This window comes from Nonomuraea sp. NPDC050556 (assembly GCF_044457355.1).
Lineage (GTDB): Bacteria > Actinomycetota > Actinomycetes > Streptosporangiales > Streptosporangiaceae > Nonomuraea.
The window spans coordinates 1093825-1116835 of record NZ_JBITGU010000002.1 but is presented as its reverse complement, the minus strand read 5'-3'; the positions used below and the strand labels follow the sequence as shown (position 1 = coordinate 1116835).

Sequence of the window (23011 nt, the reverse complement as noted above, 5' to 3'; positions counted from 1 at the left end):
ACAGTGCCCGGAGTAAGGCCGACTATGCCGGTTTCTTGCAGATGTTCTGGGTCGCGGTCCGAGTCGTAGGCGTGGCCGTTGTGATGGGAGTGGGTGTCGCAGCGGGCTTGGCCTTGCGGATTTTGGGTTGGTCGCTGCCTACAACGACCTCGATGCCTTGGATGTCGACCTGGCGCAACGCAGCTCCAGGAATCGCCGCCGCGACCACGCGGGCGGCGTCCGCACGGGCTGGGCCGTACCGGACGATGGTCTGCTTGAAGTCCTTCTTGCTGGTGTTACCCGGCTCGCCGGGCACCTGGAAGCCGGCCGCGAGCAGGCCCGCCTTGGTGCGGGCGCCGAGGCCGGTGATGAGCGTGCCGTTCAGGACCTTGACGGTGATCTGGCCAGGCGGGATGGCGGCGACAGATGCGGAAACAGTGGGCGAAGGGGTGGGCTTGGCGGACAAATCCTGGTCTGCGGCTATGCGGCGGAAAAGTTCGGCTGCGCCTGCCTTGTCCCAGAGGACGGCTGACTCGCCTGAGGGGGTTTTGAAGTCGACGTCGGAAATGGGGACGTTGGTGAACTTCACGTTGTCCAGGGAGGTGTCTCTGAGTTGACCGGCCAGCGAGGTCAGGTCGCCCGCCGGGTCGATTCTGATCGTGTCCTTCATGGTCCGGACGAAGGCGCCCAGCGTGGCTGGATTGGCGAGCGTGGAGCTGCTCAGCGCCTTGTTCAGCAACGCGGAGATCACCTGCTGCTGCCGGTCGATGCGGTCGAAGTCGGAGCGCGCCGTCGACCGGGTCCGCGCGTAGGCGAGCGCCTGCACCCCGTCGAGCTCATGGGTGCCCGGCTGCAGCACGAAGTTGAGCTTCTTGTCGTCGATCGGCACCGGCGTGCACACGGTGACCCCGTGCAGCGCCTCGATGACATCGATGAAGCCCAGCACGTTGACCTCGACGTACATGTTGATCGGCAGGCCAGTCGCCTGCTGCACCGTCTTCATGGTGAGCTTCGGCCCGCCGAACTGGTAGGCCGAGTTGATCTTGTGTTGGCCCTGCCCGGGAATGGTCGTCCAGGTGTCCCGCGGCAGGCTCACGACGGTCACCTTGTCGTGGTCGGCGGACAGGTGGATGAGCATCATCGTGTCGGTGCGCTGCCCGACCTCGTGACCCAGCTTGAGCCGGTTCTGGTCCTGCCTGCTGAGGTTGTCGCGCTTGTCGACGCCGACGAGCAGGATGTTCATCGCGCCGCTCGACTCGATGCCGGCGGCGCCCGCCTCGACGGACTGGATGCCGCCCAGGCCGTAGGTGTTGGTCGCCCACACCACGCCAGACCCGGCGAGCACGACGGCGGACAGGGCACCGGCCAGCGTGAGGTTGCGCCTGCGTTTGCGCGCGTTCCTGCGCGGGCGCCCGCCGGAAGGATTGAGCTTGACGCCGCCGTAGGCGTCACCGCCGACGTGGACTCCAGCGTCCTCCTCGGCCGGGTCGCGCATGCCGTGCCCCCTTAAAATGCTGGCGGAGATTGCCTTCCTCCCCTGGTCGTACAGTAGCGTGAGGGCCGCCATGAAGCAGTTCCCCGACTCGCCGCACGCGCCCGCGGAGACCCGCGCGTGGCCGCCGATTTCCGTGATCATGCCGATCCTCAACGAGGAACGGCACCTCCGCGACGCCGTCGACCAGGTCCTCGCCCAGGCTTACCCGGGTGAGATCGAGGTCGTGCTGGCCATCGGGCCCTGTGCCGACCGCACCCAGGAGGTCGCCGACGCCATCGCGGCGGCCGACCCGAGGGTGACGCTCGTGCCCAACCCGACGGGCCGCACCCCCAACGCGCTCAACGCCGCCATCCGTGTCGCCCGCAACAAGATCATCGCCAGAGTCGACGGGCACGCCATCCTGCCCGCCGACTACCTGAAGGTGGCCGTGGAGACGCTGGAGCAGACGGGTGCGGACAACGTCGGCGGCATCATGGCCGCCGAGGGCGTCACGCCGTTCGAGCAGGCCGTGGCCCGCGCGATGACCTCCAAGATCGGGGTGGGCGCCGCGGCCTTCCACGTCGGAGGTACGGCGGGGCCGGCGGACACCGTCTACCTGGGCGTCTTCCGCCGCCAGGCGCTGGAGCGCGTCGGAGGTTACGACGAGCACTTCCAGCGCGCCCAGGACTGGGAGATGAACCACCGCATCCGCGAGAGCGGCGGCCTGGTGTGGTTCCAGCCGGCCATGCGCGTCTCCTACCGGCCCAGGCCCAGCGTCAAGGCGCTGGCCAAGCAATACTTCCACTACGGACGCTGGCGCAGGGTGGTGGCCCGCACCCACGAGGGCACGATCAACCTGCGTTACCTCGCGCCACCCGCCGCCGTCCTGGGCATCATCCTGGGCCTGGTGGCCGCGCCGTTCCTCCCGATCACGCTGATCGTCCCGGGAGGCTACGCCGCGGCGATCGTCGTGGGCTCGGTCCTGACCGGCCGCGGGCTTCCCGCGAGCGCCCTGGCCAGGCTGCCGATCGTCTACGCCACCATGCACGTCTCGTGGGGCTGGGGTTTCCTCACGAGTCCGAGAAAGCTCGCTCGACCGCAGCGCTGAACCTGGTCATCGCGTCCGGATAGTCGGGGCCCAGGAGGTAGCACTTCAGCTTCCTCCTGGCCTCGGCGAGTTCGTCCGGCCCGTCCAGGAGCCCGGCGAGTTCCTCCAGGCCCGGCGTCAGCAGCACGCCCGCCTCCGTGCTCGGATACCGCTCGTGGAAGGCCCGCTCGGGCTGCCCGGAGACGTTGGTGACCGCGTACGGCTTCCCGCTGGCGATGAAGTCGGCCACGACGCTGGAGATGTCGCTGATCATCAGATCCGACTGGTTGAAGCAGTTGTAGAGGTGCGGTTCCGCCCCGGTCACGATGAGATGTCCGATGTGCGCCCCGCGAGGACCGCCTCCGGATGAAGGGTGGCGGGCTTTGGCGGCGCGCAGGTTCGCCGCCTCGATCATCTGGATGATCTTCTTGTTGGCGCGGGCGGCCGCCTTGTCCCGGTGCCCGGTCAGCGGGTGCGGCTTGTAGATCACCCGCAGCGCCGGATCGTGGTCCAGCAGCCTGCGCACGATCCGCTGCCCCATCGTGATCAGCGACGTGTGGAACAGGTCGTCGGTCCAGCCCTCCCAGGTGGGGGCGTAGAGAACCGTCCGGTACGGCAGCGCCGGCCCGTCGTGCGCGATGCCGTCGAGCTGCGGACGCCCCACCTCGCGCACGTCCTCGTCCCGCACCCCGACCTTGGCGCGCAGGTAGCGGTCCCTGCCGCCCTGCCCGGCCACCCAGACCTCGTCGTACACCTTGGAGAAGGGGTTGAACGAGGCCTCCTTGTCGCTGTCGCCGTGCCCGATGAAGGCGCTGCGCAGGCCGGGGATGCGCAGCATGTGGATGTTCCTGCCGACGTTGGCGACATACAGGCACAGCCGCGCGCTGCCCAGCGCGTGGAAGCCCATGAGGTCCGCCGAGGACGGGATGCACACCACCGGCAGCGACGTGGGCCCGAGCCGTTCCGCCATGCCGCGCTCGCGCAGCACCACGATCGCCCGGCGGTCGATGCGCTCCAGCGTGCTGAGCCACATCCTGGCCTGGTAGACGGCGTCGGGGGCGCCGGAGAAGTAGAGGATCACCTCGGGCGCGTACGCCGTGACCTGCGCGCCGACGACGTCCAGCACGCGGGCGGCGTTGCCCAGCGGCGCCGCCCGCCGTACATAGGGGATGAGGGCCAGGACGCCGCAGGACCCCAGCGCCAGCCCCAGCCCCGCGCCCATGGCGGCGGCGAAGCCGCCGAGCGCGGCCCCGAGCACCGGCAGCACGTCGAGGTAGAGGAAGCGCACGCCGCGGTAGTTGACCAGCAGCTCGGGCGGCATCGACGGGATGCGCAGCGCCGAGACGTCCAGATTGCGGGCCGTCACCGGCATCTGGTTGAGCGACTGCCGGAACCGCATCGCCAGCCCGGTCTGTACGGCACGCACCCCGTGCATGGCGAACAGCCCGCAGGCCAGCGCGATGAACCACACCGAGTCAGGCCCGGTCGTCCGCGCCACCAGCAAGATCGCGGCCATCTCCCGGATGACGAAACGCAACGTCACCCCGAGATGCACCTTCGACAGCAGGTCCACCAGCGGCCTGGCGACGCGCGGCGCGAGGAACTCGGCCGCGTACGACACCATGGCGATCGCCGCGAACGCCATCGGCGACGGCCACAGGGCGGCGACGAGCAACGCGGGATAGCAACCGAGCAACAGGGCGATCGCGGACAGTCTCCTCATGTGATCACACGGTAATCACTCCATCCAGCCTGACGTCGATGACCTGGCCGGTGAGGTCGGAAATGAGCACGTCAAGGCTGGTCTGGGCGACGGCCCTGGGGGAGAGCAGGGTGTGCGCGGGCTCCTCGCCGAAGGCGCGCTCGCGCATGGGCGTGCTGGTGCGTTCGGGATTGACGCAGTTGACCCTGATGCCGTCGGTGGCCCATTCGTCGGCCAGCGCCTGGGTGAGGTTGACGACGGCGGCCTTGGTGGAGGAGTAGAGGCTGTAGTTCGCGCGCCCGCGCGTGTAGGAGCTGGAGGTGTACAGCAGGAGCCGGCCGCGCGAGGCGCGCAGGTACTCGTAGGAGGCTCTGGCGACGTTGACCGGGCCCAGGTAGTTGACGTTGACGGTGTCGGCGATCGTGTCGTCGGTGACCTCGGCCAGCTTGCCCATGTGCAGGACGCCCGCGGTGTTGACCACGTAGTCGACGTGCCCGACCTCGGCCAGCGCCTTGGCGACCGAGGCGTAGTCCTCGACGCGCACGCCGTTCTGGGTGCGGGAGAAGGAGTGCACCTGCGCGCCGTACGATCCGGCCAGGTCGACGATGTCGGCGCCGATGCCGTAGCTGCCGCCGAACACGACGAGCGACCTGCCGTGCAGCGCCTCGCGGTAGGCCTGCGGGGTCGGCTTGGGCGCGGTCGCGGCGGCGAGCTGAAACAGCTTGTCGGCGATGTGCACGTCGACCGGGTGGGTGACCTTGATGTTGTGCTCGCTGCCCGGCACCAGCACGATCGGCACGTCGGGCAGGTAGCGCAGCACGACGCCGCAGTCGTCGGTGGCCGGGTGCTTGTCGAAGTCCGGGTCGTTGAAGGCGCGCTCGTAGGCCTCGCGGATCACCGACAGCCGGAAACACTGCGGCGTCTGCCCCCTCTTGATGCGGGACCTGTCCGGGATGTCGCGGATGATCTCTCCGCGCGGCCCGGGGGCGGCCACGACGACCGTGTCCGAGCTGGGAATGGCGACGTCGACCGCCTGGTAGGTCTGCAGGGCGTTGACGCACTCGGTGATGATGCGCGGTTCGAGCAGGGGGCGCACGGCGTCGTGCAGCAACACGTTGCACTCGTGCGGGCCGAGCGCCTTGAGCGCCCGCCAGGTGGTCTCGGTACGGCTCTCGCCGCCCTCGATGATCTGGCTGACCTTGCCGAACCCGCCGCGCGCCACGATGTCCTCGACGTCCGAGGTGAAGCCCGGGGTCATCAGCACGATGATCTCGTCGATCTCGGGGCTCCGATCGAAGAGCCCGAGCGTGTGCTCCAGGATCGTCTTCCCGGCGATCTTGATGAGCTGCTTGGGGGTGTTCAGACCGACCCGTTGCCCGACACCACCCGCCAGGACCACACCGACGGAACGCAGACGAGATTCGGTAGGCATGTGCTGAGCGTAAAGCCACGGCTGTTCAATCCGTGATATCGGGCAGTCGTGTCGCTACGCTTTGCTCATGGTCGCGCGAGCTGCGGAAACCCGTGAGAACGTGACGACTGCCGCTGTCGTGCTCGCCACCACTCCCGCCTCCAGGCTCTCCTGTGCGGACGGCACGCTCCTCGACCGGATCAGCGACCAACTCGTCACGCTTCCCGTCCGCGACGTGCACATCGTGCCGCCCAGCAGCGGGCTCGGCGCCGACCTGCGCGGCGTGGCCAAGATCGCCCGCATCTCCACAGGACCCGTGGTCGTGCTGCCCGCCGACCTGGTCGCCCACACCGAGGCGCTGGCCTCGCTGCTCGAACACCCGGCGCGCGACACAGGGGCGCTGGTCAGCCTCGACGCGGCCGGTGGCCCGCTGCGCCCGCCGGTGCGCGTCGAGAGCGGCAAGGTCGTCGCCTCGGGCAGTTCCTTCCACGTCGTGCCTGAGGCGAACGCCACCTTCAGGGGCGTGCTCCAGGTCGGCGAGGCCGACCTCGCCACGCTCGCCGACATCGCCGACGAGCTGGCCGAGCTCGCGGACACCGGCAGGATCGGCCCGGTCAGCGCCGTCGAGGCGGCGGACCTGCTGCTGGTCGGGCTGGTCAGGTCGGGCGTGCCGGTCAGGGCGGCCGCGATCGGCCCGCTCCACTGCGACCGCGTCACCGGCCAGTCCTCGGCCGACCTGGCCTTCACCCGGCTGGCCGACGTCGACGAGGCCAAGGTACGGCTGGACACCGCGGTCAAGACCGACGACGGCTTCTTCTCCACCTACTTCGTCTCGACCTGGTCCAAATGGATCGTACGGCTGGCCGCCAAGCTCAAGCTGAGCCCCAACTCGGTCACCGGCATCTCGATCGGCCTGGCCGTCCTGTCCGCCGTGTGGTTCTCAGCCGGCACGCGGGAGGCACAGGTCGCCGGTGCCGTGCTGCTCTATCTCTCGTTCGTGCTCGACTGTGTGGACGGGCAGCTCGCCCGCTACACGCGCGGGTTCACGCCGCTCGGCGCGTGGGTGGACGCGATGGCCGACCGGCTGAAGGAGTTCGTCGTCTACGTCGGGCTCGCCTTCGGCTACGCGGCGGGGCTCGGCAACCCCGACCACATCTGGCAGCTCGCGGTCGCGGCGATGGTCCTGCAGGTCGTCAGGCACTCGATCGACTTCTCCTTCTCCGGCGCGATCGCCGACGCGGCCCGGGTGGGATCCTCGTGGGCCAGGCCGCCGCGCTCGCTCATGGAGGCCTCAGACCACCCGGTGACCAGGCGCGGCGTGCTGGGGCTCTCGCAGCGGTTCGAGCGCGAGACGGTCCTGCGGTGGATCAAGAAGATCATCGTGCTGCCGATCGGGGAGCGGATGGCGCTGATCGCGATCACCGCCGGGGTGTTCAACGCGCGGGCGACCTTCGTGGCGCTGCTCGGCTGGGGCGGCGTGGCCGCGCTCTACTCGCTCGTCGGGCGGATAGCGAGGTCGTTGTCGTGATTTCAGTCCACATGACGCCGGTGCCGAGTAGCACCGTGGTGGCCTACCGGGACGACGGGCCGCTCTCGCGGGGGATGGGCGTGCTGGTGGCGGGGCAGTTGCCGCCGCTGCCGCCGCTGATCGCCGGGACGTTCGTCAGCGCCGTCCTGCTCGTGATCGGGGTGGCGGGCAGCGACGGGCTCGCGGTGTTCGCGCCCGCCGTGACGCTGCTGCTGGCCGGGCCGGGCAGCTCGCACCCGCACGACGGCAGGCTCGACTGGCTGGTGCCGCCGATCCTGCGCATCACCGAGTACGTCTTCATCGCAGCCGTGGGTTTCGCGCACGACCTGCCGCCCGCGCTGATCTTCCTGCTGCTCGGCGCGATGGCGTTCCACCACTATGACCTGGTCTATCGCCTCCGGCAGCGGGTCTATCCGCCCGCGTGGCTGGCCACGTTCGGGCTCGGGTGGGACGGCAGGATGCTCGCGGTGGCGCTCGCGGTGATCGCCGGGCAGGTGGCGTGGGGGTTCGCGATCCTGTCGGTCTACCTGTGGGGGCTGTTCGGCTGGGAGAGCGTCACGTGCTGGCTCGCCGTACCCCGATCCGGGATGGAAGCTACCGATTTGGAAACGCAAGACTAAGAGCGGATTACCCGATCAGGGCCTCCAGGCAACTAACCTTTGGGTGCTACGTAGTCATGCTCGACCTAGGAGTGCACGTTGCTGGGAATGGTGCTGGCCGCTGGAGCCGGACGACGCCTGCGGCCGTACACCGACACGCTGCCCAAGGCGCTCGTGCCGGTCGACGGAGATACGACGATCATGGACATCTCGCTGCGCAACCTCGCCGCGGTGGATCTGCGTGATGTGATCATCGTGGTGGGCTATGCGGCGCAAGCCGTACACGAGCGCAAGGCCGGATTCGAGAAGCGCTACGGCGTGAAGATCGAGCTCGTGCACAACGACAAGGCCGAGGAGTGGAACAACGCCTACTCCATGTGGTGCGCCCGCGACTACTTCGCGCAGGGCCTGCTCATGGTGAACGGCGACACCGTGCACCCCGTCTCCGTCGAGGAGACGCTGCTGTCTGCCCCGGTGACCAGCGACATCCTGCTCGCGGTCGACGACGTCAAGTCGCTGGCCGACGAGGAGATGAAGGTTACCCTCTCCGAGGGTAACCTCAAGAAGATCACCAAGCTCATGGACCCGGCCGAGGCCTACGGCGAGTACATCGGCGCGACGCTGCTCAGGCCCGGCGCGGCCGAGCGGCTGGCCGACGCGCTGCAGGCGACCTTCGAGCGCGACCCCCAGCTCTACTACGAGGACGGCTACCAGGAGCTCGTCGAGCGCGGCGAGTCCATCCACGTCGCCCCGATCGGCAAGGTCGACTGGGTCGAGGTCGACAACCACGACGACCTCGCCAAGGCGCGCACGATCGCCTCCACCTACTAAAGAGGAGCCCAGATGCCGCTTCTCGCCAGGATGCTGCCGGCCCCGCTGACCATGGAGGTCAGGCGCGGCGCTGTCGCGCAGCTCGGCGCGCTGCTCGCCGACAGCAGGGTGGCGACCTCCGGCAGGGTCGCCGTGGCGGTGGGCCCCGGCCAGGGTGACCACATCGAGGGCCTCATCGCGCCCACGCTCAGCGAGGCGGACGTCTTCCGCGTCTGCGACGGTTCCGTGGACGCGGCGGTCTCGCTCGGCGCCGACCTGCGCAAGGGCGCCTACGAGGTGGTCGTCGGGGTCGGTGGCGGCAGGACGATCGACGCCACGAAATACGCGGCCTCGCTCGCCGGCATCCCCATGGTGGCCGTGGCGACCAACCTGTCGCACGACGGCATCTGCTCGCCGACGGCGTCGCTGACGTACGAGGGCGGCAAGGGTTCCTTCGGCGTGCCGATGCCGCTGGCGATCCTCGTCGACCTCGACTTCGTGCACAGTGCGCCCCCGGCCCTGGTGCGGTCGGGCGTCGGCGACGTGATCAGCAACCTGTCCGCGATCGAGGACTGGCAGCTGGCCAACCTGGAGCGCGGCGAGCCCATCGACGGGCTGGCCTGCTCCATGGCGCGCACCTCGGCAGAGGCGCTGGTCGGCAGGCGCGACTCCATCGAGAGCGATGCGTTCCTGACGGTTCTGGCCGAAGCGCTGATCCTTTCCGGCATGTCGATGGTGGTGGCTGGCTCGTCTCGGCCCTCCAGTGGCGGAGACCATGAGATCCTTCATGCCGTGGATCAGCTCTTCCCCGGCACCTCCAACCACGGCGAGCTCGCCGGGATCGGTGCCGCCTTCTGCTTCTTCCTCAGGGAAGACGCCCCCCGGCTGACGCAGGTGGCAGACTGCCTGCGCCAGCACCAGTTGCCGATCACCCCCGGCGACATCGGGCTCAGCACCGAGCAGTTCACTCAGGCCGTCATGCTGGCTCCCGCCACCCGACCTGGCCGCTACACGATCCTCGAGCATCTGCGCCTGTCAGAGCACGAGGTTCGGGATCGGGTGGAGGACTATGTCCGGGCCGTCGCTCACTGAGCGGAGGAGCTCCCCGTGAGAGAGCGAGGAACGATGCCAACGAGCGGGGAGCGGCCGCGACCATCGGTAGCAGCGATCCGGGATGTGGCGCAGCCCCCCGGCCACCTGGAGCGCAAGAACGGCGAGCACTGGGCGGGCGTGCTCTACATGCGCGCGATCTCCATCCGGGTCACGTGGCTGCTGACCAAGACGCCCGTCACGCCCAACCAGCTCACCTGGATCATGACGCTGGCAGGCGTGGCCGCCGGGTTCGTGATCGCCCTGCCCGGCCTGTGGGCCGCGGTGGGCGCGGCGCTGCTCATCCAGGTCTACCTGCTGCTCGACTGCTCCGACGGCGAGCTGGCCCGGTGGACGGGCAAGACGTCGCTGGCCGGGGTCTACCTCGACCGCGTCGGCGCCTACTTCACCGAGGCCGCCCTGCTGGTCGGGCTGGGCTGGCGCGCTTCTGCCGTGCTGCCCGACTGGTACACGGTGCTGGGTGTGGCAGCGGCGCTGGGCGCGATCCTGATCAAGGCGGAGACCGACCTGGTGGACGTGGCCAGGGCCAAGGGCGGGCTGTCCACCGCTACCGAGGCGTCGGTCGCCCAGTTCCGCTCGGGGCTGCTGGGGCTGGGCCGCCGGATCCTGTCGGCGACGAAGTTCCACCGGATCGTGCAGCCGATCGAGCTGTCGATGCTCGCGCTGGTGGCGGCGGTGATCGACCTGGCGATGGGGGACCTGACGGCGACCCGGGTGCTGGTGGTGGCGTGCGCGATCGCCGCCGCGCTGCAGACGGTTCTGCACCTGGTGAGCATCATGGCTTCGAGGCGGTTGGGTTGAATCGGAACCGTCTGGGCGTGGCGCCCGTCGTATTGATCGGACGTCCGCCGTTCGGTAGGGGTTCACTGTCGGTTCCGATACGCTTAGCCGCAGCACACTCGTCAAAATCAGGAAATAGGCAGACCAGCAGACTCGGTGATCATGAAAGAATGCTCCGCCCGTGTTCTCGACGCGTCAAGGCGATGACCCGTTGAAGATCTCGTGCGTCATCCTCACCATGGGCAACCGGGTCGCGGAGCTGAACCGGGCGGTCGAGTCCGCGCTCAACCAGATCGACGGCGACGTCGAAGTGGTGATCGTCGGCAACGGCGCCGACGTGCCCGAGGTGTCGGCGACGCCACCCGAGGGCTCTGCCGCGACCGTGAAAACGGTCAGGCTGGAGCACAACGCCGGCATTCCCGCAGGCCGCAATCGCGGCGTCGAGGAGTGCTCCGGCGATGTCGTGCTGTTCCTCGACGACGACGGCTGGTACGCCAACCAGAAGGTGGTCGCGCACGTCCGCGACCGGTTCGCGACCGAGCCCGATCTTGCGGTCATCTCGTTCCGGGTGATGGACCCCGAGGGCAGCGGGTCGCAGCGGCGTCACGTGCCGAGGCTGCGGGCGGGCGACCCCGAGCGGTCGTCGCCGGTGACCACGTTCCTCGGGGGTGCCTCCGCGATCAGGCGGTCGGCGTTCCTGCAGGTGGGCGGGTTGCCTGAGCGGTTCTTCTACGCGCACGAGGAGACGGACCTGGCCTGGCGGCTGCTGGGCGAGGGGTACCGGATCGAGTACGACGCGGAGACGGTGATGTACCACCCGCAGGTGCCGCCTACGCGGCACGCGGAGTTCTACCGGCTGAACGCGCGTAACCGGGTGTGGTTGGCGCGGCGCAACCTGCCTTGGCCGCTGGCGGCGCTTTACCTGATCGACTGGGTGGTGCTGACGCTGGTGCGCGAGCGGTCGGGGGTGGCGCTCAAGTCGTGGTTCCGCGGGTTCTTCGAGGGACTGCGCACGCCTGCGGGCGAACGCCGCCCGATGGCCTGGGCGACGGCTTGGCGCATGATGAAACTCGGCCGCCCGCCGATCGTTTAGAAGGGGTACGGCGGAGCCGCCAGATGCGCCGCCCGCCGTACGTGGCTGGGCCCGTCGGGAGGGTGACGCTCACCGAGCGGACGGGGCTGGCCGCCGTAACGGCGACAAGTCAGCCCGTGCGCTAGAAACCCTCCCGCAGGGTTCTTGCTTCGTCGCCGTGGACGATCAGGGCGTACAGGATGAGGCCGTCGATGACGATGGCGATCAGCGACCACCACGGGTAGATCGGGATCGACAGCACCTGGGTGATGAGGTTGACCGCCACCAGCACCACGCCGATGATCCGCGCCCACTCCTTGCCGACCGCGAGCGCCGTGCCCACCACGAGCAGCAGGATGCCGATGATCAGGTGGACCCAGCCCCAGCCGGCGACGTTGAGCACCAGCCCCCTGGCGCCGATGAAGAAGCCGTTGTTGAAGATGGCGGTCAGCCCGTGGATGACGTTGAGGATGCCGTCGACGATCATCATGATGCCGGCGAACCAGATCCAGCCCACCCACCCGGTCACGCGTTCGTTACTCATGTGCCGGTGATCCCCAAGGACGGGTGCTGGGATGTTCCCCCAAGGGGAAAGAACGGGTCAGGCGAGCTCGGCCACCTCGGCGGCGACCCTGGCCACCTCCTCCTCGGTGTTGTAGTAGTGCGGTGACAGGCGCAGGCACCAGTCGACGTCCTTGTCGCCGAAGTCGAACTGGGCGAGGTCGCGGAAGCTGAGCGCCGAGTTGATCCCCCGGGCGTCCATCGCCGCCTTGAACGGCCGCGCCTCCCACCCCTCGATCGCGAACGTCACCAGGGCGCCCAGCCGCGGCCCCCGGTCGAGCACCCGCACGCCGGGCACGGCCGCGAGCTGCGTGCGCAGGGAGGCGGCGAGCGCGGGAGTGCGGTGCGCGATGGCCTCGACACCGACCTCGCGGGCGTAGCGGGCGGCAGCGGCGCACCCCAGGACGGTGGAGTAGGGGAACTCCCAGTCCTCGAACCGGGCGGCGGTCTCCACAGGCTCGTACTGCCCCGGTGCGGTCCAGCGCGCGCCGTACATGTCGATGAAGAGCGGCTCGTAGCCCTCGCGCAGCACCCGGTCGGAGACGTACAGGAAGCCGGATCCGCGCGGGCCGCGCAGGAACTTGCGGCAGGTGGCGGTGAGCAGGTCGCAGCCGATCTCCGCCACGTCGATCGGGAACTGGCCGACCGACTGGCAGGCGTCCACCAGGTAGAGCAGGTCGAGCTCGCGGCAGATCGCGCCGATCTCGGCGACCGGCTGGACCAGGCCGGAGTTCGTCGGGATGTGCGTGACGCTGACCAGCCTGGGGCGGAGCGTCCGCATGAGCTGGGCCATGGCGGCCACGTCCACGCCGCCCTCAGCGGCGTCCGGCGCGTGGACGATCTCGACGCCGAACCGTTTGCGCAGCGACAGGAACGCGATCTGGTTGGAGATGAAGTCGTTGCGGGTGGTCAGGATGACGTCGCCGGGCTCGAAGGGGATCGCGGACAGCGCGGTGGCGAAGGCGTGGGTGGCGCTCCCGGCGAAGGCGAGGTTGTCCGGAGCGCAGTTGATGAGCGCACCCAGCTCGGTGTAGAAGCCGCGCACCTGGTCGGCTCGGGCCGCCGAGGCCTCGTAGCCGCCGATCTCGGCCTCCAGGCGCAGGTGGTCGAGCATCGCGGTCAGCACGGGGGTGGCCAGCAGGCCGCAGCCCGCGTTGTTGAAGTGCACGACCTTCTCGGCGCCCGGGGTGTCTGCTCGTAGCGCTTCTACATCCAGGCTGGTAGCGCTATTGTGATCTCTCATGTCAGACGGTAGCACTTCTGTGGAGCTGGTGAACAGCCTGCGCGGGCTGATCGCCGGGCTGGCGGCTGGCGACCGCCTGCCCAGCAGCCGCGAGCTGATCCAGCGCTTCCACGTGGGGCCGGGCACGGTGTCGCGGGCGATAGCCGTACTCGCCGCCGAGGGGGCCGTGGTCACCAGGCCGGGCAGCGGCACGTTCGTGGCGCAGCGCGCCAGGTTGGACGCCCGGGTCGCGAACACCGCCTGGCAGACCGTCGCGCTCACCGACCGCACGGTCGACGTCCGGTCGGTCACGGACGTGTTCGGCACCCCGTCGGAGTCCACGCTGATGCTCGACGGCGGCTACCTGCACCGCTCGCTACAGCCCGTGCGCGCACTCAACGCGGCGCTGACCAGGGCCGGGCGCGGCCCCGACGTCTGGGACCGGGCGCCGACCGCCGGGCTGACCGGGCTGCGCGCCGCGTTCGCCGCCTTCACCGGCGCCGGGGTGTCCGGCTCCGACGTGCTGGTCACCGGTGGCGGGCAGAGCGCGCTGTCCATGGCGTTCCGCGCGATCGCCGGGCCCGGCGACCCCGTGCTGGTGGAGTCGCCCACCTACCCGGGCGCGCTGGCGGCGGCCAGGGCGGCCGGGCTGCGCCCGGTGCCGGTGCCGCTCGACGACGAAGGGGTGCTGCCCGACCTGCTGGCCGAGGCGTTCGCGATGACCGGGGCGCGGCTGTTCTACTGCCAGCCCGCCTTCCACAACCCCACAGGGACCGTGCTCGCGGCCTCGCGCAGGGCGCAGGTGCTCGACGTGGCCAGGGCGGCGGGGGCGTTCGTCGTCGAGGACGACTTCGGACGCCACCTCGGCCACGCCGGAGCGCCCCCGCGCCCCCTGCTCGCCGACGATCGGGACGGAACGGTCGTGTACGTGACCTCGCTCACCAAACCAGGCGCGCCGAGCCTGCGCATCGGGGCGCTGATCGCGCGCGGACCGGTCATGGAGCGGATGCGGGCGATCCGGCGGGTCGACGACTTCTTCGTCGCCAGGCCGCTGCAGGAGGCGGCGCTGGAGCTGGTCACCTCGCCCGCGTGGGAACGCCACGTGCGGACGCTGGGCACGGCGCTGGGTGAGCGGGCCGTGGCGCTGGCGGCCGCGGTGGCCCGCGACCTCCCGTCGTGGACGGTCACCCGGGTCCCTGCCGGTGGGCTGCACCTGTGGGCCAGGGCGCCGTCGAGCGCCGTCCGCATTGCCGGGGCGGCCAGGCGGTACGGCGTGGCCGTCAGTGCGGGGGATCGCTATTTCGCCGCCGAGGCTCCCGGTGACTACGTGCGCCTCACGTTCGGCGCGACGGCGGCGCTGCCCGATCTCGCGGAAGCCGTACGACGCCTGGTGAGATGTCAGGATGGAGACGCTGACTGAGATCTTCGCGAACGTGGCCAACGGATCGTTCCCCGAGCTGCCCGGGACGGTGACGGTGGTGGGGCAGCCGTCGCCGCGTGACCTCGGGGTGCTCGCGCTCACCGGGCACAGCGTGATCTTCGCGGACCTCGACCCGGCCTGGGTCCTCGCCCAGCTTCCCGATGACGATCTGTCCGCGCCGCTCGGGCCGAGGTTCCTGCGGGCGCTGGAGATCGAGACCGGGCGTCATGTGGACAACGTCGACCTGCTCATGGTCGCTACACCGCTTCTCGAGGGAGATGTCCCTCTAACTGAGGTCGTCGACCACGGGCATCCGCGGGTCGTGCGGGCCAGGAGCTACCGCGACGACGTGCGGGTGTGGACGTGCGACGGCGGCATGGTCACCGTCGGACGCGGGGTGGCCGGGCGGTGGGAGGTGGCGGTCGAGGTCGACGAGACGCACCACGGGCGCGGGCTGGGCCGTACGCTCGCGAAGGCGGCGCGCGGGCACGTCGGCGAGCCGCTCTGGGCGCAGATCGCCCCGGGCAACGCCGCGAGCGTCCGCGCCTTCCTGGCCGCCGGATTCCAGCCGGTGGGAGCGGAGGCTCTCCTGGTGACCTAGACCGGCTCCGCCGCGCCGAACGCCATCGTGGCGTGCGTCGACGTGGTGGTCAGGAGGGCGCGCTTGGGCAGGCCGAGCTCGCTCAGCTCCTTGGCGATCGGATGGTTGCCGAGCCGGATCAGCGCCCCGCCCGGCCGGATCCGGGTGCCACGCACCGCCATCTGGGCGGGAATGTGCTGGGTGACACCGTCCCGGTGCGTATAGGCGGTCATGGGCGCCGACGAGCCACCCGCCGGGACGGGGAAACCCGGCTTGATGAGCAGGTCGAGCACCAGCCGCCCGTCCTTACGGACGATGCAACGCTTGTACGGCGAGCTGAGCCGTAGATCGATGTCGGCCAGTTCCTTCGGAAAGCCCCAGATCGACCGCCCGGCCTCCAGCGTGAACCGCTGGTCCACCGGCAGCCAGTGGACGAAGGCCCCGGCGTGCCGCAGATCGGACAGCCCGACGGAACCGGAGGAACCCGGCGGGCGGGTGAGGAAGGCGACGCCGAACTCGTGGTAGGCGTCCAGGTCGCCGTCGCGGTAGTCGACGAACACCAGCACGCAGACGCCCTTGCCGGGGAAGATCTCGGCCACGTCGAGCCCGGAGTAGGCGATGACCGCACGGGCGGCGTCCGCTCTGACCGGGTACATGGCGCTGCAGACCGTCGCGTCGCGAATCCTGACGGGCATGGTGACCGTACGGCCCTGGATCAGATGCGATGCCATGAGACCAGTACATCAACCGGAAAGCCGTGTGACCATTCCTCGCCGGATCCCGTCTGGTGTGATGTGACTGTCGTAAGAGCGCGGAGGCCATCATCATCGAGGAGCTCTACCGCGAGCACTGGTCGCTCGTGTGCGGGTTCCTCCTGCGCAGGACCCGCGACCCCCACCTGGCCGAGGACCTGGCCCAGGAGACGTTCGTCAAGGCGACCAGGGCGCTGCTCGGGTGGCGCGGGGAGAACCCGGCCGCGTGGCTGCTCACCATCGCCCGCAACGTCCTGGTCGACCACGTACGGCGCAGCCGCAAGGAGCTGGCGCTGCCGGACGCGGACGAGCTCGGGGTGCCGTCGCTGGCCATCGAGACGCTGGAGATCCGCGACGCCCTCGCCCGGCTGCCGGAGCAGCACAGCAGGCTGCTCACGTTGGTGTATTTCGAGGGTTTCTCGCTGGTCGAGGTGGCCGCGATGACCGGCAAGTCCCCCGCCGCTGTCAAGACCGCCGTGTGGCGCGCCAGAGCCGCCTTCGCCGACCTGTACGGAGAACGAACATGATCCCCGACTTCGACCCCAAGAAGACCCGCAGGGCCGTCCGGCGCGGTGTGCTCAGGACAGCACTGACGTCGGCGCTCGCCCTCGCCGTGGTGGCCGTGATGCTGATCGGCGGCCTCCGCCTGCTGCAGACCAGGGGCGACAGGGAGGAGCGCATGGAGAAGGTGCTGGGCACGGCGCTGCAGATCGCCAAGCCCGCCTACCACCTCGACATCGAGCCGTGCTGCGACGTGGGCCCGCTGTCGATGTCGCTGCGGGTGTCCGCCCAGCCGATCCGCGCCATAGGCGCGTTCAACGTTGGCGGGGGCTCCACCTACGAGGTGCGGCAGAACTTCTTCGGGCGGGTCGAAGAGCTGCCGTGGGCGCAGCTCGGCAACACCGACCTGACCACGATGCTGGCCAACGTGGGCGGAACCCTGCAGAGGAGGGAGAACATACGCAAGGTGCTGGCGAGGCTGCCCCAGGACATGAACGCGCTGGCCGTGGTGGAGTTGGCGCAGCCGATGGCAGACCAGGCGTTCCGCGACTTCCTGGTCCAGGCGGGCACGGGCGCCGAGCGCGTCGCCTACGAGGTCAGGACCGGATCCGTGCCCATCACCTGGGATTTCCTGGAGGAGACGGCGCTGTCCGGCTTCCGTGCCTGGGTCGGCGAGCTGCAGGATCATGACGAGCCCAATCTGCGCAGGTTCGACCTGGATCTCGCCCGGCTGCGCAAGGCGGCCAAGGACGGTCTCGCCTACGCCTTCGTCACCGACGAGAACGTCGCCGACCTGCGCAAGCTCATCGAGGACCCACGCGTGCGTACCGTGCGGCTGGCCGATCTGGCCTTCGACCTCGAACGTCCCTAGGCGCAGCGCACTCCTCCATCCCCGCCACGAAGGCAGGCGCGTGGTCCGGCCAGTGGTGGTGCAGGCTGGCTTCCAGGTGCCCCCGCGCCCCCATCTCGCCCCGCCGTACCGGATCTTCCTTGAGGTCGAGCACGGCCTGCACGACCGCGTCCACGTCCAGCGGCACGACGAGCCCGCACCGGGCACGTTCGACGAGCGGCGCCGCCTGCGGGGTCGTGATCACGGGCAGCCCGCGTCCCATGTAGTCCAGCACCTTCGTCGGCGCACCCTCGACCTCGGGATGTGCCAGGGACAGACCGGCCAGGGCGCCTTCGGCCATGCGGAGGGCGTGGCGGTTGGGGACGTAGCCGAACCAGTCGAGCAGCCCCACCCGCTGCGCGTCGCGCAGCAAGGGGCGGATGGCCGGGTCGGCGGCGCCGATCAGGTCGAGCCGGATCCCGTGCGGGATCAGCCGTTCCGCGACGCCGATCAGCTCGCTCACGCCGCGCTCTGCCGACAGCCGCCCGATGTGCACCAGCCGCGTGTCGCCCGGCTTGGGCGGCGCGGAGGACACCTGGGTGGCCTCGGGCGCGACGAGCAGGTGGTGCCGCCGCCGGGCCCTGGACCTGGCGAAGCTCGGCGCGCTCTCCCTGTCGTCCCAGACGACGGGCGGCCGCCGGAACGGCAGTGACCGCAGCAGCGCCAGGTCGTGCACGATGAGGAGGTCGGCGCCGCGCACCCCGCGCCGCAGCGCCGACCGGCCGCTGCCGCGGTAGGGCACGTCGATCGGGGTGATCGGCGGCATCGGGGTGACGTTGAAGTAGGTGAAGGGGGCCACGTACGTCACCTCGTGGCCCGCGTCGAGCAACGCCCTGATCTGCCGATGCATGATCCGGGCGTCCTCGGGGTGGTGGACGGTGGTGGCGACGCATACCCGCATATGTCGATGCTGAGCGCCCAGCAATTCCGCGACGTTAATGCGGGCGGAACTGCCGCTTAACTTCCAGAAGGTCGCCTGTAGAGCCAGGTGAGCTTGGGCTCCAGCATCCACTTGAAGACGGTGCGCGTCTCGGGCAGGCACAACACGATCGCCAGCGCGAACGCGCTGGAGGAGATGGCCAGCACGCCGAGCGGCCCGTGCAGCCACGGGAAGTCGAGCCAGCCCTGGTCCTTGGCGACCAGGACGATGATGCCGTGGAGCAGGTAGCAGTAGAGGGTGCGGGTGCCGAGGTCGGTGAACCAGGTCTCGCGCCGCGGCACGAGCGCGAGCACGGCCGCGGACATGGTGAGCGCGGCCACCAGCAGCGCGCTGCGCATGCCCAGGCCCTTCCACCAGTTGAGCCCGAGGTCCTTGTAGCTGTGCTTGAAGTAGAGCGGGTCGAGGCTGACACCCCGCCATGACAGGAACATCGCCGCCCCGGCCGCCCCGACCAGCACCACGGCGGCCACGATCTTGATCCACCTGCGGTTGATCAGCTCGAAGTGCTCCGGCTTCAGCCACAGGCCGATCACGAAGAACGGCAGCAGCCCGAAGAAGCGGTCCATGCTGAAGTCACCGCTGATCTGGGAGAACCCGGCGAACAGGTAGATGACTATCGCCACCGGGATCGAGTATTTCATCCGCCCCCACACCGGCGTCGACAGCCGCCAGAACAGCAGCGCCAGCAGGTACCAGTTGAGCCAGGCCGGGTCGATGATCGTCAGGCTCCACTTCTGCCCGACGGCGAACCGCAGCGCGGCGTAGCCGACCTCGACGATCACGTACGGCACGACGAACGTGTCGACCAGCTTGTTGACCTTGGCGGTGGAGTTCCAGAAGTTCTTCGACAGGTAGCCGCTGATGATCACGAACAGCGGCATGTGGAAGGTGTAGATGAAGATGTACAGCGACGACGAGGAGTTGGTCTTCAGCGTCGGCACCAGCGAGTGCCCCACCACGACCAGCGCGATGAGCAGGAACTTCACGTTGTCGAGGTACGGCTCGCGGACCCGCTTCTGCGGCGGCGGCTGCAACCCCTCCGGCGAGGTGTTCTCGTCCCACAGCGGACTGGCCACCGGCTTCGGCCAGGGCTCTGCCGCGATCGGGGGAGGGGTGCGCGTGTCAGTCACGGAGGGCTGCTCAGCTTCGCTCGGGGCCGGGGGGTGCACCGGCGAAGCGAGCTTGACAGACGCCTTGACAGCGTCAGGCGAACCCGTCTCGCCGACCCGACAACCTTATCCGTAGCTGACGCGCATGTCGCGGGAGAGACCTCAGAAACCCTTGTTACACAGGGAACTCTGAGGTGATCGCGGCTTTTCTGGTGATCGGTCCCCGCCTTGACTCAGGCGCAGATGTTCTTGGTGTCAGCCGTGACGGTGTTGTTCTGCACGGTCTTGGAGACCACCGTCGGCACCCGCACGCCCCTGAAGTCGGCGCCGATGACCACCTGGACGATCGGGCCTGACGTGGCGGGCTTGGTGCCCTCGGGCGGGGTGACCCCCGCGGTCGGCACGTAGTCGTGCGACTCGGTCGGTTTGACCTTCTTGGCGCTGGCCGTGACCGTGCCGCTGAGCTTGGCCGCCGCCACCGACGCGAAGTCGGCGTCACCGGCCGACTTCTGCGAGTAGAGGACCTTCGTCGTGGCCACCTTGGCGCCGCCGGCGTCCGCCGCGTTGCCGACGCTCTCGACGGTGAACCCGTGCTTGGTCAGGAGGTCGGCCACCCGCTGGCCCTCGCCGACCTTGCCCGAGCCGTTCAGCACCTGGATCCTGACCTGCTCCGGCTTGATCGTCACCTTGCTCGTCGCGGTCGGCGTGGGCTGCGCGACCTCGATGTCCTGGGAGATCTGCTGGAAGAGCTCGTTGGCCACCGGCTGCAGCCAGATCACCCGGTTGGGGTCGGCGGGGTAGGCCGTCACGGGGATCTTGATGAACTTGACGCCGCTCGCGGACAGCGACTTGGCGCTTCCTGCGATGCTGATCAGCTTCTGCGGGTCGTCGCCGAGGTCGGGGTCCATGGTCACGGACGTCGCGACCTTGCTCACGATGTCGAGGAGCTTGGTCGGGTTGCCGAGCAGGCCGTCCTTGGTGACCTGCTGGACCATCTTGCTGAGCAGCTGCTGCTGGCGGGTGATGCGGGACAGGTCGCTGCCGTCGCCGTAGTGGCGCAGGCGCATGAACGCCAGCGCCTGCTCACCCGTGAGCTTGTGGTTGCCCGCGGTGATGTGCAGCTTGGAGTTCTTGTCGTCGATCGGCTGCTTGAAGCACATGGAGACGCCGCCGATGGCGTTGATGATGCTCTTGAAGCCGCTGAAGTCGACTTCGACGTAGTGGTCGATGTGGATCTGGGTCAGCGTCTGGATGGTCTCGATGGTGCAGGAGATGCCGCCCGAGTTGTAGGCGGAGTTGATCATGTCCAGCCGGCCGTTCATGATCGTCTTGGTCTTCGGGTCCTTGCACCGCGGGATGTTGACCATGGAGTCGCGGGGGAAGCTCAGGACCTGCACGTTGTCGCGGTTGGGCGAGATATGCATGAGCAGGATCGTGTCGGTGCGCTTGCCGAACCCCACGTCCTTGGAGGCGTCGCGGCCGTACTTCGCGTTGTCGCCCTCGCGGGTGTCGGAACCGACGATCAACACGTTGAGAGCGCCCGTGGCGTTCTTCGGCACGTTGTTGATCAGGTCTTCCTTGAAGCCCTTCTTGTTGATCGCGCCCAGGGTGTTGCGCACGAGCGCGTATCCGGTGAGCGACCCGGCGACCAGCAGGGCGGTGAGGACGATGCTGATCCAGGCGAAGACCCGCATCTTGCCGCCGCCGGAGCCGCCGCTGCGGCGTCCACGCGGGGGGTCGTCCGGCGGGGGAGGGGGCGAGGAGGCCCGGCGTGACGAGCGGTGGCCCGGGTCCGTCGGCGCGACTCTGCGGTCCTGGACGGACACGCTCCTGTGGTCACTCATATGCCCCCCTCACCTGGCCAGTTGCGCTCCACACGGCCTCCTTCTCCGGAGATGAGCCAGGCCGTATCACGCTGGCAGGGTCGTTCGCACATCGCGCCACGAGACTAGGTCACGTACAGCGTGCCCGGAGCCATGATCGGTGGAATCGACCGTGACCCAGGCGTGATGTTCCAGGCACAGAGCATACTCAGACCCGGACATTTCGTGGAATAACCAGGTGCCAGACTTTACGAATCCCGCGGAGCTCGGGTGCAGAGCGCCGCCGCCAGGCAGGCCAGGGGTACGGCCGGCAGGACGTATCGGTAGTCGAATTCGGCCAGCATCGGCGGCATGACCAGCAATGCGACCGCGCCGGTCCAAGGCAGCACCCACTCGGGCACCGAGCCGCGCCGCCTGCGCGCCACCCACACCACGGGCGGGGCCAGCACGATCACCAGCAGCAGCGTCCCTGGCAGCCGCGCAAAGGACTGGTAGGCGCGCATCCAGCCCGCGAAGGGCTCGACGACCTGGGTGGAGATGTCGCCCTGCTCGTACTTCCCGGCCAGCTCGACGCCGAGCTGGGCCGCGTGCCGTCCAGGCGGGGGCGGCGTGGCGGCGGGGAACTGGTAATAGGTGTAGATCTCCAGATCCGGATAGACCGGACGGCCCCAGGTGAAGGTGCGCGCCAGCTCCGACAGCACCGATCCGGCGTAGTCGAGCGGCTGGCTCATGATCGCCAGTCTGGCGAAGCGCCCGGCCAGCGCGTCGTTGTGCGCGGTGAACGTGTCACCGGGCAGCTTGACCAGGGGCGAGTCGCGCGACCACACGTACTCCTGGGACGGCGGCCGCTCAGAGGGCGGGCGCGGGTCGCAGAGGACCGCGAGGTCGGGCGGCGGCCGCATCCTCGCGCAGTCGGCGAACGACATCGTGCGCGCGTAGAGGAACACGCCGTTGGCGCCGACGATGCCGACGCGCTGGTAGGTGGCGTAGAACCAGGCCCCGTAGGCCACGATCGGGACCAGTGCGGCAGCCAGCATCACGCCGGTCAGCCTGACCTTCTTCCGCACGAGCAGCCAGGCGGCCAGCAGGAGGATCAGCGGCTGCCCGACGGTCCTGGTGAGGGAGGCGGCTGCCAGGAGCAGCCCGATGGCGAGAGCCGTACGCCAGGAAAGCTCTGTCCTCAAGGCGAGGAAGACGGCGCACACGACCAGGAACAGGAAGAGGGTGTCGGAGACCAGCAGGTGTTCCAGCTCGATCTGGTACGCGTCGAGCAGGACGGGCACGGCGGCCAGCGTCGCGATCCAGCGCTTCGTGCGCAGCGCCGCCACGTAGATCAGCACGCCGGTCGCCAGCCCGAGCAGGTGCTGGACCGCGGTCACCACGGCGAAGCTGTGGAACGGCTCGAAGAGCTTGATGAACATCGAGTATCCGGCCGGGCGCACCAGGTCGGGCCTGGGGCGCATCACCGTGACGATGTAGGTGTAGGAGTCGGGGAACCACAACGCCGGGCGGTAGCCGAGCATCGTGACGACCCGAAGGAGCGCACCGATGCCCAGGACGCCAAGGAACCACCCGTGCCTCCTCACCAGCCGTACGTTACCGGCCATACCGGGAACGGCGTCGCATCGGCGTGTTGTCACCGACGTTGGATACGCTCGCGAT

General features: G+C 69.3%; 21 protein-coding genes. 11 read left to right on the top strand and 10 right to left on the bottom strand.

All coding sequences use genetic code 11. The features are described from left to right. Positions 1 to 22: 22 nt before the first annotated feature. Complete coding sequence (locus ACIBG8_RS23285; RefSeq protein WP_397345003.1) at positions 23 to 1474, bottom strand: LCP family protein; 1452 nt, start codon at positions 1472 to 1474, stop codon at positions 23 to 25. A gap of 70 nt (positions 1475 to 1544) precedes the next feature. On the opposite strand from ACIBG8_RS23285, the gene ACIBG8_RS23280 reads away from it, so the two are divergent. Beyond that, positions 1545 to 2561 (top strand): glycosyltransferase family 2 protein, encoded by a 1017-nt coding sequence (locus tag ACIBG8_RS23280; protein WP_397345002.1) that lies wholly within the window; start codon positions 1545 to 1547, stop codon positions 2559 to 2561. Here ACIBG8_RS23280 and ACIBG8_RS23275 read toward each other — a convergent pair. Beyond that, positions 2524 to 4263 (bottom strand): CDP-glycerol glycerophosphotransferase family protein, encoded by a 1740-nt coding sequence (locus ACIBG8_RS23275; protein WP_397345001.1) that lies wholly within the window; start codon positions 4261 to 4263, stop codon positions 2524 to 2526. The genes ACIBG8_RS23280 and ACIBG8_RS23275 overlap by 38 nt on opposite strands. A 4-nt stretch (positions 4264 to 4267) precedes the next feature. Continuing rightward, complete coding sequence (locus tag ACIBG8_RS23270; RefSeq protein ID WP_397344999.1) at positions 4268 to 5674, bottom strand: SDR family NAD(P)-dependent oxidoreductase; 1407 nt, start codon at positions 5672 to 5674, stop codon at positions 4268 to 4270. A 67-nt stretch (positions 5675 to 5741) separates the two neighbouring features. On the opposite strand from ACIBG8_RS23270, the gene ACIBG8_RS23265 reads away from it, so the two are divergent. The 6 genes from ACIBG8_RS23265 to ACIBG8_RS23240 all read left to right on the top strand — a co-directional run bounded on the left by ACIBG8_RS23265 (position 5742) and on the right by ACIBG8_RS23240 (position 11573). Beyond that, on the top strand, positions 5742 to 7181 hold the full coding sequence (locus ACIBG8_RS23265) for a CDP-alcohol phosphatidyltransferase family protein (protein WP_397344998.1): 1440 nt from the start codon (positions 5742 to 5744) through the stop codon (positions 7179 to 7181). Beyond that, complete coding sequence (locus ACIBG8_RS23260; protein ID WP_397344997.1) at positions 7178 to 7801, top strand: DUF5941 domain-containing protein; 624 nt, start codon at positions 7178 to 7180, stop codon at positions 7799 to 7801. Before ACIBG8_RS23265 ends, ACIBG8_RS23260 begins: the two co-directional genes overlap by 4 nt. 78 nt (positions 7802 to 7879) lie before the next feature. Beyond that, the gene (locus ACIBG8_RS23255) at positions 7880 to 8611 is read left to right on the top strand and encodes a sugar phosphate nucleotidyltransferase (protein ID WP_397344996.1); all 732 of its coding nucleotides are present in this window, start codon (positions 7880 to 7882) and stop codon (positions 8609 to 8611) included. 30 nt (positions 8612 to 8641) lie between these two features. Continuing rightward, a complete protein-coding gene (locus ACIBG8_RS23250; protein WP_397346165.1) occupies positions 8642 to 9682 on the top strand; it encodes an iron-containing alcohol dehydrogenase family protein in 1041 nt (346 codons plus the stop codon). A 33-nt stretch (positions 9683 to 9715) separates the two neighbouring features. Further along, complete coding sequence (locus tag ACIBG8_RS23245) at positions 9716 to 10501, top strand: CDP-alcohol phosphatidyltransferase family protein (RefSeq protein WP_397344995.1); 786 nt, start codon at positions 9716 to 9718, stop codon at positions 10499 to 10501. 190 nt (positions 10502 to 10691) lie between these two features. Then, a complete protein-coding gene (locus tag ACIBG8_RS23240; RefSeq protein WP_397346164.1) occupies positions 10692 to 11573 on the top strand; it encodes a glycosyltransferase family 2 protein in 882 nt (293 codons plus the stop codon). A 121-nt stretch (positions 11574 to 11694) separates the two neighbouring features. Here ACIBG8_RS23240 and ACIBG8_RS23235 read toward each other — a convergent pair whose 3' ends face one another. Together ACIBG8_RS23235 and ACIBG8_RS23230 are read right to left on the bottom strand one after the other, a co-directional pair. Then, a complete protein-coding gene (locus ACIBG8_RS23235; RefSeq protein WP_397344994.1) occupies positions 11695 to 12096 on the bottom strand; it encodes a hypothetical protein in 402 nt (133 codons plus the stop codon). Between the two features lie 57 nt (positions 12097 to 12153). Further along, positions 12154 to 13356, bottom strand: a complete 1203-nt coding sequence (locus tag ACIBG8_RS23230) for an aminotransferase class V-fold PLP-dependent enzyme (protein ID WP_397344993.1) — start codon at positions 13354 to 13356, stop codon at positions 12154 to 12156. On the opposite strand from ACIBG8_RS23230, the gene ACIBG8_RS23225 reads away from it, so the two are divergent. Both ACIBG8_RS23225 and ACIBG8_RS23220 read left to right on the top strand, forming a co-directional pair. Next, complete coding sequence (locus ACIBG8_RS23225; RefSeq protein ID WP_397344992.1) at positions 13355 to 14755, top strand: PLP-dependent aminotransferase family protein; 1401 nt, start codon at positions 13355 to 13357, stop codon at positions 14753 to 14755. The two genes, ACIBG8_RS23230 and ACIBG8_RS23225, sit on opposite strands and share 2 nt — an antisense overlap. After that, on the top strand, positions 14739 to 15356 hold the full coding sequence (locus tag ACIBG8_RS23220; RefSeq protein ID WP_397344991.1) for a GNAT family N-acetyltransferase: 618 nt from the start codon (positions 14739 to 14741) through the stop codon (positions 15354 to 15356). The genes ACIBG8_RS23225 and ACIBG8_RS23220 overlap by 17 nt, the downstream gene beginning before the upstream one ends. On the opposite strand, the gene ACIBG8_RS23215 is transcribed toward ACIBG8_RS23220, so the two are convergent. Next, positions 15353 to 16066 carry an acetoacetate decarboxylase family protein gene (locus tag ACIBG8_RS23215; protein WP_397344990.1) on the bottom strand — a complete coding sequence of 238 codons (714 nt, stop codon included), beginning with the start codon at positions 16064 to 16066 and terminating at the stop codon, positions 15353 to 15355. The genes ACIBG8_RS23220 and ACIBG8_RS23215 overlap by 4 nt on opposite strands. Before the next feature lie 89 nt (positions 16067 to 16155). Here ACIBG8_RS23215 and ACIBG8_RS23210 point away from each other — a divergent pair, with 89 nt between their 5' ends. Continuing rightward, positions 16156 to 16614, top strand: a complete 459-nt coding sequence (locus ACIBG8_RS23210) for an RNA polymerase sigma factor (RefSeq protein ID WP_397346163.1) — start codon at positions 16156 to 16158, stop codon at positions 16612 to 16614. Continuing rightward, on the top strand, positions 16611 to 17459 hold the full coding sequence (locus ACIBG8_RS23205; protein WP_397344989.1) for a hypothetical protein: 849 nt from the start codon (positions 16611 to 16613) through the stop codon (positions 17457 to 17459). The genes ACIBG8_RS23210 and ACIBG8_RS23205 overlap by 4 nt, the downstream gene beginning before the upstream one ends. Here the strand turns inward: ACIBG8_RS23205 and ACIBG8_RS23200 are convergent. The 4 genes from ACIBG8_RS23200 to ACIBG8_RS23185 form a co-directional block, all read right to left on the bottom strand. Further along, positions 17392 to 18378 (bottom strand): glycosyltransferase, encoded by a 987-nt coding sequence (locus ACIBG8_RS23200; RefSeq protein ID WP_397344988.1) that lies wholly within the window; start codon positions 18376 to 18378, stop codon positions 17392 to 17394. The two genes, ACIBG8_RS23205 and ACIBG8_RS23200, sit on opposite strands and share 68 nt — an antisense overlap. A 56-nt stretch (positions 18379 to 18434) precedes the next feature. After that, on the bottom strand, positions 18435 to 19547 hold the full coding sequence (locus ACIBG8_RS23195; RefSeq protein WP_397344987.1) for an acyltransferase family protein: 1113 nt from the start codon (positions 19545 to 19547) through the stop codon (positions 18435 to 18437). Positions 19548 to 19759: 212 nt separating this feature from the next. After that, positions 19760 to 21370: an LCP family protein gene (locus ACIBG8_RS23190; RefSeq protein ID WP_397344986.1), complete on the bottom strand. Its 1611-nt coding sequence runs from the start codon at positions 21368 to 21370 to the stop codon at positions 19760 to 19762. A gap of 227 nt (positions 21371 to 21597) precedes the next feature. After that, positions 21598 to 22935: a hypothetical protein gene (locus tag ACIBG8_RS23185; protein ID WP_397344985.1), complete on the bottom strand. Its 1338-nt coding sequence runs from the start codon at positions 22933 to 22935 to the stop codon at positions 21598 to 21600. Positions 22936 to 23011: the final 76 nt, after the last annotated feature.